The organism is Streptomyces sp. NPDC058964, from assembly GCF_042741275.1.
Taxonomy (GTDB): Bacteria; Actinomycetota; Actinomycetes; order Streptomycetales; family Streptomycetaceae; genus Streptomyces.
The window spans coordinates 1-11,392 of record NZ_JBHYKH010000288.1 but is presented as its reverse complement, the minus strand read 5'-3'; the positions used below and the strand labels follow the sequence as shown (position 1 = coordinate 11,392).

12 protein-coding genes are annotated in these 11,392 nt (G+C 71.0%); 2 read left to right on the top strand and 10 right to left on the bottom strand.

The features are described 5' to 3' along the window. Window positions 1–40: 40 nt before the first annotated feature. From ACFW2E_RS29295 to ACFW2E_RS29275, 5 genes are all read right to left on the bottom strand, one after another. Entirely contained in the window at window positions 41–385 is a 345-nt protein-coding gene (locus ACFW2E_RS29295; protein ID WP_384470079.1) for a TadE/TadG family type IV pilus assembly protein, read from the bottom strand. 1 nt (window position 386) lies between these two features. Continuing rightward, on the bottom strand, window positions 387–764 hold the full coding sequence (locus ACFW2E_RS29290; protein WP_384470078.1) for a TadE family protein: 378 nt from the start codon (window positions 762–764) through the stop codon (window positions 387–389). 13 nt (window positions 765–777) lie between these two features. Next, window positions 778–2,022 (bottom strand): CpaE family protein, encoded by a 1,245-nt coding sequence (locus tag ACFW2E_RS29285; RefSeq protein WP_384470077.1) that lies wholly within the window; start codon window positions 2,020–2,022, stop codon window positions 778–780. 12 nt (window positions 2,023–2,034) lie between these two features. After that, window positions 2,035–2,736, bottom strand: a complete 702-nt coding sequence (gene cpaB / locus ACFW2E_RS29280; RefSeq protein WP_384470076.1) for a Flp pilus assembly protein CpaB — start codon at window positions 2,734–2,736, stop codon at window positions 2,035–2,037. A 70-nt stretch (window positions 2,737–2,806) separates the two neighbouring features. Continuing rightward, window positions 2,807–3,667, bottom strand: a complete 861-nt coding sequence (locus ACFW2E_RS29275; protein ID WP_384470075.1) for a hypothetical protein — start codon at window positions 3,665–3,667, stop codon at window positions 2,807–2,809. 248 nt (window positions 3,668–3,915) lie between these two features. On the opposite strand from ACFW2E_RS29275, the gene ACFW2E_RS29270 reads away from it, so the two are divergent. Continuing rightward, a complete protein-coding gene (locus tag ACFW2E_RS29270; RefSeq protein ID WP_384470074.1) occupies window positions 3,916–5,613 on the top strand; it encodes a chitinase in 1,698 nt (565 codons plus the stop codon). Between the two features lie 464 nt (window positions 5,614–6,077). Next, window positions 6,078–7,433 carry a M14 family metallopeptidase gene (locus ACFW2E_RS29265; RefSeq protein WP_384470073.1) on the top strand — a complete coding sequence of 452 codons (1,356 nt, stop codon included), beginning with the start codon at window positions 6,078–6,080 and terminating at the stop codon, window positions 7,431–7,433. A 4-nt stretch (window positions 7,434–7,437) separates the two neighbouring features. Here ACFW2E_RS29265 and ACFW2E_RS29260 read toward each other — a convergent pair whose 3' ends face one another. From ACFW2E_RS29260 to ACFW2E_RS29240, 5 genes are all read right to left on the bottom strand, one after another. Continuing rightward, window positions 7,438–7,944, bottom strand: coding sequence for a hypothetical protein (locus ACFW2E_RS29260; protein ID WP_384470072.1), 507 nt, complete (start codon window positions 7,942–7,944; stop codon window positions 7,438–7,440). A 68-nt stretch (window positions 7,945–8,012) separates the two neighbouring features. Continuing rightward, entirely contained in the window at window positions 8,013–9,578 is a 1,566-nt protein-coding gene (locus ACFW2E_RS29255) for an AAA family ATPase (protein ID WP_384470071.1), read from the bottom strand. A 49-nt stretch (window positions 9,579–9,627) separates the two neighbouring features. Next, window positions 9,628–10,179 carry a hypothetical protein gene (locus tag ACFW2E_RS29250; protein WP_384470070.1) on the bottom strand — a complete coding sequence of 184 codons (552 nt, stop codon included), beginning with the start codon at window positions 10,177–10,179 and terminating at the stop codon, window positions 9,628–9,630. Further along, window positions 10,176–10,508: a hypothetical protein gene (locus tag ACFW2E_RS29245; protein ID WP_384470069.1), complete on the bottom strand. Its 333-nt coding sequence runs from the start codon at window positions 10,506–10,508 to the stop codon at window positions 10,176–10,178. Before ACFW2E_RS29245 ends, ACFW2E_RS29250 begins: the two co-directional genes overlap by 4 nt. After that, window positions 10,505–11,305, bottom strand: coding sequence for a hypothetical protein (locus ACFW2E_RS29240; RefSeq protein ID WP_384470068.1), 801 nt, complete (start codon window positions 11,303–11,305; stop codon window positions 10,505–10,507). Before ACFW2E_RS29240 ends, ACFW2E_RS29245 begins: the two co-directional genes overlap by 4 nt. Window positions 11,306–11,392: the final 87 nt, after the last annotated feature.

The following is an 11,392-nucleotide window of genomic DNA, read 5'->3' as shown; positions in this document are numbered from 1 at the left end:
TGCCCGCAGGCTCATGGGTGGGGTGCTCCTCGTTCCTCGGTCAGTGGTCGAGCGGCATCGTGGCGGTCCTGTGGGCGGAGCCGAAGTCCCAGACGATCCTGGGGATGCGGACGGTGGCGGTGACGGTGACGGTGTCGCCGCCCTCCGAGGAGGCGCACCGTACGTCGATCCCGCCACTGACCGCGTCCGCGCACGCCTGCCCCACGTCCTGCCGCAGCGAGGCGGCACGCGCCCCCGCATGGGCCGCCGTTCCCGCCTGTTCGGCCGCGTAGGCGACGGCCCCGATCTGGATGCCGGCCAGGCCGACGATCAGCAGGATCGGGATGAAACCGAGGTACTCGATGGCGACCTGCCCTCTGTCGCGTCGTCCGCCGAGGTACGGCATCTCAGTCCTTCACCTCCTCCACGGCGCCGGCGTGACCGTGCACCGTGACCGGGAAGCCGATCGCGCCCGGGAAGAGGACGGGGACCTTGAGGTACACGTCGGCGGTCACATAGCCGACTCCGCCGCAGTTCACCGTGGCATCCCCCCTCCACGCCGCCGACAGGTGCTTCAGCCCCGCGGCCCGGCAGGCGGCCTCGCGGCTTCCCCGCGGCGCCGCCGTCCCCGCCCGTACCGCCTCGTCCGCAGCATTCCCGGCGAGCGTGAAGGTGTACCCCACCAGCACGCACTGCCACACCAGCACCAACGTCAGAACGATCAGCGGAGTCATGCCGAGGAACTCGACGGTGACCTGGCCCCGGTCACCGCCCGGTCGTCTCATCCCCCTCACTGCGTCACTCCTTCCGGCGCCGAAGACTCACCGGCCCCCGGTCGCCCCGCAGCCGGCCGCCGCGATGCGACCCCTCGGGCACGCGCACCAGCCCCAGTTCTCCGGCGAGCGCCCACAGGGCCTGTTTCACCGTGCTCTTGCTGTCGAGCTCGTGGATGCGTCCGGCGTCCACGGCCGCCTGGAGTTCCTTGAAGTTGGCGGGAACGGCAGTGCCGGCCAGTCCGGTGCCGGTGATGCGCTGGATCAGCGGCGGCTGGATCTCCGTACCGCGGGTGTGGCGGTTGACCACCACCGTGGTCTCCTCGGCCTTGCGGATCTGCAGCCGGTCCCACATCCGGACGGTCCGTTTGGCGGCCCGTACCGCGACCACGTCCGGAGTGGTCACCAGGACAGCGGTGTCGGCCATCTCGACGGCGGCCGCGTTCGCCCCGCCGAGCTGGGCGCCGCAGTCGATGACGACGACCTCGTAGCGGGAGCGCACGGCGCTGACGATCTGGCGGGCGGCGCGGTCGGTGACCTCCTCACCGCGTTCGCCCTCGCCGGGGGCGAGCAGCAGGGCCAGGCCGGTGTCGTGGCGGAAGACGGCGTCGGCGAGGACGCGGGGGGAGATGTCGGTGATGGCGGCGAGGTCGACGACCGAGCGGCGGAACTGGACGTCGAGGTAGGAGGCGACGTCACCGGTCTGGAGGTCCATGTCGATCAGGGCGGTGGCGCGGCCGGAGGCCTGGGCGGCGAGGGCCAGCTGGACCGCGGTGACGGTGGTGCCGACGCCTCCCTTGGCGCCGCTGACCGTGACGACCGTGCCGCCGACGCCGGAGAACACGTCGGCTCCGTGGCCGAGGTGGCGCCGTACGCCGACGGACCACTGGGCGACGGCCTGGACGCGGCTGCCCAGCTCCTCGTAGCTGAGCGGGAGGCCGACCAGGCCGCGGGCGCCGGCGTCCATGGCGGCGGAGAAGAGGCCGGGGCTGACGTCCGTGGTGACGAGGATGACGCCGACGGCCGGGAAGCGCAGGGCGACCTCGCGGATCAGCTCCAGCGCGGGGACCGGTCCGATGCGCTCGTGCACGACGACGACCTCGGGGAGTTCGTCGACGGACTCGGCGGCGAGGCGGGAGAGGGTGTCGATCAGCTGGGTGGAGTCGACGACGGGGGCGACCGGTTCGGCGTCCGGCAGCTGGCTGAGCAGGGTCGTGATCGAGCGGACGGCGTCCGCGTCCGAGACGGCCGGGAGGATCCTGATGGGCATGCGGGCCGCCTCTCACTTGTCCGTCGCGAGTTCGTACGTGCGGTCCTTGTCCGGGACGGTGGTCTGGCTGCCGGGTGCCACCAGGGCGAGCCGGACCCGCTGGGCGAACGACTCGGCGTAGGTGATGCGCTGGGCGTCGATGGTGGACAGTGCGAAGGTGATCGGGACGGCGTCGGTGGGCTGCTGGTTCTTGTTGTCGGGCTCCAGCGAGGTGAGTCTGCCGACGTCGAGGACCCGGGCGTTGGTCACGATGATCTTCGACTGGTCGGGATCGCCCTGCTTCCTGCCCTCGAAGGTGGCGTAGACGTTGACGCGGGAGCCCGGGGTGATCTTGCCGGCGACACCGGTGGCCGCGTCGATCATGATGGCGACCTCCTGCTGGCCCGCCTGGAGCGCGGGCTGGTCGACGATCATGTCGGTCTGCAGCAGGGAGCCCTTGCGCAGGGTGGTCACGGCGATCTTGCCCTGGATCTCGCTCAGGCTGGTGACCGCGTTGGACGACAGCCATCGCCTGGGCATCTCGATCTTCTCGAACTGGCCCGTGTTCAGCGTCGTGTAGGGCGCCACGTCGGACCTGAGCCGGTACGCGGTGACCTCGGGGCCGACCTTGGACTTCACGTCATCGATGACGGAGAGCACGCCGGCGAACGCGCCGAGGGCGCACAGGACCGACAGGATCAGGAGTATCACGCCGCGGCGCTGACGGGAGTTCATGAACCGTGCAACCTCATTGGGGGAATCGGTCGAGCCGGGTCGAAGGGGGGTGAGCGGGGGCCTTGGCCCGTCAGGCGGGCGTGCGTTGCTCCAGGGCCCGTGGGGCCGGTGGTTCGTAGCCGGGCGGGGTCGCGGAGCAGAAGACGCAGCGGTCGCCGATGACGTCGATGCCGCACCAGTGGCAGGTGCTCTGCCGTACCGAGGTGACGAGCTGGTAGAGGACGGAGAGGTCGGCGAGATAACTGCAGAACTCGATGACCCTGCCCGTGCCCCACCAGTTGGGCGACTCGGCCGGCAGCGGGGCCTCGCGCAGCCCGTGGGCGCTCCAGGCCTTGGAGAGGGTGCCGATCCACTCGGACTGCAGCTGCCCCTTGGCGACGAGCATCCAGGTGCCGAACTCGGGGCCGGTCAGGGTGGCGTCGGGCCCGATCCGGACGAGCTGCGGTTCGGGATGGGCGACCACGGCGAACTGGCTGCCGGGCACCCAGGACTTGGCGTGCGCCTTGAGGCCGACGGGCACCCGGTCCAGCCTGGCGACGGAGCCGAGGACCGCGCCGGAGTGGATGTAGTGGGTGAGCAGCCGTCCCGCGGAGGCGAGGACGCCGGGGCTGAGGTCGCAGGATGCCAGCTGTCTCAACTGGCGGGCCAGGACGGCGATCCCGAGCGGCGGCAGCTCGGGACGGAACAGGGCTATCCGGTCGCTCTCCAGCAGCGACCGGAGGGTGTGCAGTCGCTGGGTCACGCCGGCCGGCACGGCCTGCGAGGACACGACGATCACATGTCCGTGCTGTTCCACGAGGGCCTGGAGTTCGGCCAGCGCATGCTCCAGCGGCCGCTTGTCGAGATCCCGCAGCACGACGGCGGGCATGGTCCGTTCGTCCTGCGGCGGCAGCGCCATGTCGGCACTGGTCACGGCAATGGCAGTTGGCACGCGCAGCTCCCCGCTCTTCACACCCTTCGGCCCGCCGGTGTTACTCCAGCGCGCCGGAACGACTTCATTGCGTGACTACCTGAGCACTGTATCCACGCCTCTGTGACCGGAGAACAGCGTTTGTGCAGCCGACCGGGATCCGTGTTCTCACAAGACCCGCCAAATCGGGACAGGTTGAGCACGACGCCGGAACTTCACATGGTCTGGACCTATTGACAGTCAGATTGGTCTGGACCAACTTGTTTGTCATGTCCAGATACAGACGACGCACGCGAACCTGGTCTGCCGTCGCGGCCCTCTCGACGGCCGTGGCGCTGGCGGGGATGTCCGCCGGTCCGGCATCCGCCGCGGATGTGAACAACGTCAAGAACGCCGGCTTCGAGTCGGCCCTGAGCAACTGGACCTGCTCCGCGGACAGCGGTACGACGGTCCCCTCCCCCGTCCACTCCGGCTCGGCCGCGCTGAAGGCGGCACCGGCCGGGCAGGACGACGCCCAGTGCACCCAGACGGTGGCGGTGAAGCCCAACTCCTCGTACGCGCTGAGCGCGTGGGTGCAGGGTGGCTACGCGTACCTGGGCGTGACGGGCACGGGCACGACGGACGTGTCCACCTGGACCCCAGACTCGACCTCGTGGAAGCAGCTGTCGACCACGTTCACGACGGGCGCGTCGACGACATCCGTCACGGTGTACACGCACGGCTGGTACGGCCAGCCGGCCTACTACGCCGACGACGTGTCGCTGTACGGTCCCGACGGCGGCGGGGGCGGCGACCCGGCCCCGACGGTGCCGGCCGCACCGGCCGGTCCGAGCGTGTCCGGCACGACCTCGTCGTCGGTGTCGCTCGCCTGGACCGCGGTGCCGGGCGCGACGGGCTACAACGTCTACCGCGACGGGACGAAGACCAGCGCGGTCACCGGCACGTCGGCGACGGTGACCGGCCTGGCGGCCTCGACCTCGTACTCCTTCCAGGTCACCGCGACCAACTCGGCGGGCGAGTCCCCCAAGTCCGCGGCGGTGACGGCAACGACGGCGGCGTCCGGCGGCGGGGGCGGCGGCGCCCTGCCCAAGCACGCGGTGACCGGATACTGGCAGAACTTCGACAACGGGGCGACGGTCCAGAAGATCTCCGACGTCCCGGCGTCGTACGACATCATCGCGGTGGCCTTCGCGGACGCCACGTCGACCCCGGGCGCCGTCACCTTCAACCTGGACTCGGCCGGGCTCGGCGGTTACACCGTCGACCAGTTCAAGGCCGACATCAGGGCGAAGCAGGCGGCCGGGAAGAAGGTCGTGGTCTCGGTCGGCGGGCAGAACGGCACGGTGTCGGTGAGCGACCCGGCGTCGGCGGCGAACTTCGCGGACTCCGTCTACTCGCTGATGCAGACGTACGGCTTCGACGGCGTCGACATCGACCTGGAGAACGGCCTCGACGCGACGTACATGACGCAGGCGCTGCGCGCGCTGTCGGCGAAGGCGGGCCCGTCCCTGATCCTGACGATGGCCCCGCAGACGATCGACATGCAGTCCACGTCGAACTCGTACTTCCGGACGGCGCTGAACCTGAAGGACATCCTCACGGTCGTCAACATGCAGTACTACAACAGCGGTTCGATGCTGGGCTGTGACGGCAAGGTGTACTCCCAGGGCTCGGTCGACTTCCTGACCGCCCTGGCCTGCATCCAGCTGGAGGGCGGCCTGTCCCCGTCGCAGGTCGGCCTGGGCCTGCCGGCGTCGACGCGGGCGGCCGGAAGCGGGTACGTGTCGCCGACCGTGGTGAACAACGCGCTGGACTGCCTGGCCAAGGGCACCGGCTGCGGCTCCTTCAAACCGTCGAAGACCTATCCCGACCTGCGCGGCGCGATGACCTGGTCGACGAACTGGGACGCGGCCTCCGGGAACGCCTGGTCGAGCGCGGTGGGAGCGCACGTGCACACACTGCCCTGACGGGCACGCCCGACGCCCCGGCGGCCGGAAGGCCGCCGGGGTCAGGGCTTCGGGGCTACGGCCGTCGCCGACCGCAGCCGTCGCACCCACACGTCCCGAGCCCGAACCACACGGCCTTGCCCGGCCCGTCCCGACGGCAGCCGCAGCGCCGGGCGAGCGCATCCACCGGGGACGTCCCCCGGCCGCACGGGTCCGCACGCCCCCCTCACGCCAACCGGTGCTCTCGGGCGAGGGCCACGCCGGGGAGACCGTGCCCGCGCAGACTGCGCGGCTGATTTCGGCCGGTGCTCTTTGTCCCATCTTGACCCGGCCATGCCAACGCTTCACCATGAGCGCCGACCCACACAGTCAACGCACAGTCCACGCACAGCGTCCGCACCCCGCACGTCGCACTGAAGCACCCCAGCTCCGCTCCGCCCCCCACATCCGGTGACCCCGGATTTCCTGGAGACCAAGGAGAATTCATGCGACTTCGCACCCGCGGCTCAGGCGTCCGCGGCAGCAGAAGGACAGCCGCGCTCGGCGCCCTGCTGGCCCTCGCCCTCGCGGCACCCGTGTCGGCGACGGCCGCACGGGCAAGTGCCGGCAGCGCACACAGGGCGGCACCCTCCGCCGACGACGTCCGGCAGTACGAGATCCACCGGAGCACCGGCCCGGTGACCCGGACGGCCATCCAGCAGACCGGCGTCACCGTGGACGAGGCCGACGACGAGACCGTGGTCGTCTCCGGACGCGCGGCCCAGATCGAACGGCTCAGGCACCTCGGCTACGACGTCACGCCGTTGGGCGCCGCGCCGGACCGGTCGAGCCCCGCCGACGACCTGCGGCTGTTCGACTTCCCCTCGGCGGACTCGAAGTACCACAACTACGCCGAGATGAATGCGGAGATCGACCAGCGGCTCGCCGCCTACCCGAACATCATGAGCAAGCGGGTGATCGGCAAGTCCTACCAGGGCCGGGACATCGTGGCCATCAAGGTCAGCGACAACGTGGCCACGGACGAGGACGAGCCCGAGGTCCTCTTCACCGCCCACCAGCACGCACGTGAGCACCTGACCGTGGAGATGGCGCTGTACCTGCTGCGGGAGCTGGGCGCCGGTTACGGCACCGACTCCAGGGTGACCAACATCGTCAACAGCCGCGAGATATGGATCGTGCCGGACCTGAACCCGGACGGCGGCGAGTACGACATCGCCACCGGGTCCTACCGGTCATGGCGCAAGAACCGGCAGCCCAACAGCGGTTCGTCGTACGTGGGTACGGACCTCAACCGCAACTGGAACTACAAGTGGGGCTGCTGCGGCGGGTCCTCGGGCTCCAAGTCCTCGGAGACCTACCGGGGCGCGGCGGCGGAGTCGGCACCCGAGGTGAAGGTCGTCTCCGACTTCGTGCGCGGCCGGGTCGTCGGCGGCAAGCAGCAGATCAAGGCGGGCATCGACTTCCACACGTACAGCGAGCTGGTGCTGTGGCCCTTCGGGTACACCTACTCCGACACGGCCACCGGGATGACGGCCGACGACGCCGCCGCCTTCAAGGCGGTCGGGCAGAAGATGGCCGCCAGCAACGGGTACACCCCGGAGCAGGCGAGCGACCTGTACATCACCGACGGGTCGATCGACGACTACCTCTGGGGCGTGTACAAGATCTTCGACTACACCTTCGAGATGTACCCGACGTCCAGCTGGGACGGGGGGTTCTACCCGCCCGACGAGGTGATCGAGCGGGAGACCTCCCGGAACCGGGACGCGGTGTTCCAGCTGCTGGAGAACGCCGACTGCATGTACCGGGCGATCGGGAAGGAAGCCCAGTACTGCAGTTGACCGGTCAGTCCTCGAAGTAGGCGTCCAGCACCGCGTCCAGCTGCTCTTCCCACTCCTTGAAGCGGCTCCTGGCCGTCGCCTCGATCTCGATCGGGTACCAGCGGCGGTCAGGAGTGTGCACCGTGATGGTGAACCGCTTGCCGAAGCGGGGCGACTCCGTCTCGACGGCACCGATCTCGTCCCAGCGGAACTCGCACTGCTCCTCGTCGAGGCGCAGGCGGACGCCGTCGCGGTCGGCCACTATCCTCGCGCGACGGTCGGAGGCCTCGAAGACGGGACCCGCCGGGCCGTCCTCCCCGTCCTCCGGGTCGTCCCGCTCCGCGTCCTGCTCCTCGGCGTCCTGGGCGGCGGGTGCCGCCGGGGCCGCGTCCTCGACCGCCGCCGCCTCGGCCTCTTCCGGCTCGGCGTCGTCCGGTTCGGCGGACACGGGTGAGGTGAGCCCGGGGACGAAGGCCGGGTCGAACCCGGCGCCCTCCAGGGGCTGGCTGCTCGATCCTATGCGCTGCTCCACGGCGGAAGTATGGACGACATTCCTGTGCCGGAACCAGCCAGCCCACCCTTCACCCCGGTTCGGCCCGGTTACTCGTCCATGAAGACGATCCGCCGTGTCCGTCCTCCGTCGCCCGGCACCGGGGTCACCGCGGCACGGCCGGCCGGCACCGCGCGCTCCCGGCCCCAGGCGCGGATCTCCTCGATCTGCTCGGGGTTGCTGACACTGAGCGGCCGGACCTGGGCGAAGGTGTCCATGACGTAGGAGTCCTTCAGCTGGTGCGCTCCCCCGCGCCGCACCGCCTCCTCGCCCACGTCGTGCAGCGCCGCCTCGATGTCGGAACCGGCGAAGCCCTCGGAGAGGTCGACGAGCCGGTCCAGCCGGTCCGGGTCGAGGTCGGCCTGGAGGTAGCGGTGGTGGTAGATACGGATGATCTCCTTGCGGTCCTGGGCATCGGGCAGGTCGACGAAGAACAGTTCGTCGAAACGGCCCTTGCGCAGCAGTTCGGGCGGCAGGCTGCGGATGTCGTTGGCGGTGGCGACGACGAAGGCCCGGGACTGGGACTCCTGCAGCCAGTAGAGGAACTGGCCGATGATGCGCTGCGGTACGCCGGACATGTCGTCGCGGCCGGCCAGCCCCTTCTCGATCTCGTCGATCCACAGGACGCAGGGCGCCACCCGGTCGGCCATGGCGAGCGCCTCCCGGAAGCGGCCCTCGGACTCCCCGAGGTACTTGCCGTGGATGCTGGCCATGTCGAGCCGGTACAGGGGCAGTTTCCAGTCGTGCGCGATGGCCTTGGCGGACAGGGACTTGCCGCAGCCCGGAACGCCGACCAGGAGCACTCCGCGCGGGGGCCGCAGGGATGTGTGCCTGAGGTCGCGGGAGATCATGTCGTGCTTGCGCTCCAGCCAGGTGCGCAGACCGCTCAGGCCGCCGATGGCGTAGTCGCTCTGCCTGAGCTGGACCCGCTCAAGGCCCGTGAGGTCGCTGAAGATGCGGTCCTTCGCCTGGGCGAGACCGAGGACGTCGTCACGGCGGATGGCGCCCTTTGCCGCGATGGTCGCCATGAGGTTGACGCACTCGGCCTCGGTGACACCGCTCAGGAACTCGGCTGCCCGGCGGGCGTCCTCCTCGGTCCACTCGATGGGGATGTGACCGTGGTGGTCGCCGAGGAAGCCGCTCAGAATGCCGTACATCTCCTCGGAGTCGGGCAGGTCGAGGCGCAGGCTCATACCGAGCCGCTGGAGACCGCTCCAGATCGGCGTGTCCGTGATCAGCACGATGCTGCCCATGTTGCTGTCGGCGAGCCGTGCCAGCTCGGCGAAGTGCCGGGTGACCGGGGTGTCCGACTCCAGCTCGTCGGGGTCGACGAAGACGACCGTGGCGTTGGCGCGGCTGCCGAACTGGGCGGCGGCGAAGTCCATGGCGCCGGTGAGCGAACGGTCGTCCTGCACGGGCGCGTTGGTGCGCAGGTCGCGCAGTCCCGTGGCCCGGGTGTAGATCCAGAACGGCATGCTGCTGCGCCGTGACTGGGTGGCAGCCTCCCGCAGCAGCCTCAGGGCGCGCTGCTGCTCGATCGTGCGCATCGCGATGACCGGGACGCGGGCGGAGATGTAGCTGTCGAGATGGCTGAGGCTCTCGGCGTAGTTCGACATTCGGGCCTTCTCGGAGGGTGGGTTGCGGACGGCCGGACGGGAAGGACCGTCACCCGGGCACGATCCGCCGTCTGGACGGAGCCGCCGGGTCGTAGGCCCAGCCGTCGTGGGCCGCCCGCACGGTGAGGGCCCCCGTCAGGGCGTTGTCCCGCAGGGTGCGGCGGCGGCGCTCGACGGTCCGCGGGTCCGCGCCCCGGCGGGCCTCGTTGTCCAGGTTCTGTTCCAACTGGGCCTGGACTTCGGGGATCTGGCCGTCGACCAGCTCGGTGAGCCGGATGCGCAGGGATTCCGGGAGCCCCGGGTGGGCGGCCAGGGCGCGGACGGTGTGCAGGCCGGTGCGGGCCTGGGCGAGTTCACGGCCGTACGAGAACTCGTCCCGGGCCTGCTCCAGGGCCCGGACGAGGGACTCCGCCCAGGCGACGAGGCGGGTGTTCAGCGCGGTCGTCAGGTGCTCGCCGAGCCGTGCCCAGGTGTCGGCGTCGTACTGCTCCTGGACGAGCGCGGGCAGCACGGCCGGGTCGGCCGGTTCCAGGGCCGCCCAGCGGCGCAGGAAGCCCACCCAGGCCTGGTAGGCGCCGCCGTCGCCCCACAGGCCGCTCACGAGGTGCTGCCCGGGCGGCGCACGACGGTCTCACCGGGCGGCAGCGGTTCCCAGTCGGGCAGCCCCTCGACGACCCGGCGCAGCCTGCTGGTGACCCGCTCCTGCTGCGGCCCGCGCTGGGCGGCCCAGGGAGAGGACTGCGCACGGCCGGCGTCGGCGGAGGCGGCCCAGGGTGAGGACGGGGCGCCTTCGCCGGGGGCCGCGGGGGTCACCCCGGGGAGCGGCCCGGTGTTCGCCTGCTGCGGTCCGGCCGTCCATGGCGACTGGTCCGGGGCCCGGCGGGGCGGCGGCGGGGTGGGGTCGGGCTGGGCGGCGGGCGGGGTGCTCATCGGACGGTGTCCTCCTTGCGCTGCGCGGACTCCTCGGTCCCGGACTCCTTGCGTACGGTGCGGCCGTCGAACGGCGAGGCGCCGCCGCCCGCCGTCGGCAGCGTGGCGATCAGCTCGCGGACCCGGGCCTCGACCTGGTCGGCGGCCCGGAACTTCTCGTACCAGTCCGTCAGCTCGGCGGAGGCGGCGCGCAGCTGGTGCATCGACTCGGTCTTGGCGCGGGCCAGCAGCTCCCGGGCTGCGTCCTGGTTGCGCTTGGCGGTCTGGGAGCCGTTGTGAAGGACCAGGCCCCAGACGAGGCCGACGACCCCGGCGGCGCCGAACGCGAAGCCGGGGAAGCTGCCCGCGAAGAGCAGCAGGATGCCCGCGACCACCGCGATCAGCGGGGCGGCCTTCTTGAGCCAGGGGTAGGCGAGCGCCTCGACGAACGGCCCCGTGTGCCGGTCCCAGTGCTCGCCCAGCGCCTGCTCCAGGGTGGCCAGCGGCTGGGTGAACGAGCCGATCCACGGCGGCAGCCGGAAGGTCTGTGCGCCGATGCCGTGCGCGGTGCCGAACTGCGCCTGGACGTCCTGCGGTACGGCCGCCCGGTAGTCGCGGGTGTGACCGGCGTGCGCCTGCTGGAACCACTCGTGACAGGCGGCCACCGCCAGCCGCTGGGTGGCCGGGGAGGTGCCGATGGCCTGCGGGTTGAGGGCCGCGGTGGTCTGCACGGTGAGGTAGTCGAGGGTCTCCTCGTACGAGGCGGCGTCCGCGTCGGCCGTTCTGCGGGCGGCGCCGAGGTCGCCGTCGTGGTCCAAGTCCGCCCGCGGTTATTAGGGGTGGGGGCGGGCGGGCCGCGGACCGCTGGGTTTTTTCATGAGAACACCGACGGGGGTTGTTGGAGA

Excerpts from the sequence above, each read along its gene's own strand:
- ACFW2E_RS29295 (WP_384470079.1), bottom strand. The coding sequence starts at position 385 with ATGCCGTACCTCGGCGGACGACGCGACAGAGGGCAGGTCGCCATCGAG.
- ACFW2E_RS29290 (WP_384470078.1), bottom strand. The coding sequence starts at position 764 with ATGAGACGACCGGGCGGTGACCGGGGCCAGGTCACCGTCGAGTTCCTC.
- ACFW2E_RS29285 (WP_384470077.1), bottom strand. The coding sequence starts at position 2,022 with ATGCCCATCAGGATCCTCCCGGCCGTCTCGGACGCGGACGCCGTCCGC.
- cpaB (WP_384470076.1), bottom strand. The coding sequence starts at position 2,736 with ATGAACTCCCGTCAGCGCCGCGGCGTGATACTCCTGATCCTGTCGGTC.
- ACFW2E_RS29270 (WP_384470074.1), top strand. The coding sequence starts at position 3,916 with ATGTCCAGATACAGACGACGCACGCGAACCTGGTCTGCCGTCGCGGCC.
- ACFW2E_RS29265 (WP_384470073.1), top strand. The coding sequence starts at position 6,078 with ATGCGACTTCGCACCCGCGGCTCAGGCGTCCGCGGCAGCAGAAGGACA.
- ACFW2E_RS29255 (WP_384470071.1), bottom strand. The coding sequence starts at position 9,578 with ATGTCGAACTACGCCGAGAGCCTCAGCCATCTCGACAGCTACATCTCC.
- ACFW2E_RS29245 (WP_384470069.1), bottom strand. The coding sequence starts at position 10,508 with ATGAGCACCCCGCCCGCCGCCCAGCCCGACCCCACCCCGCCGCCGCCC.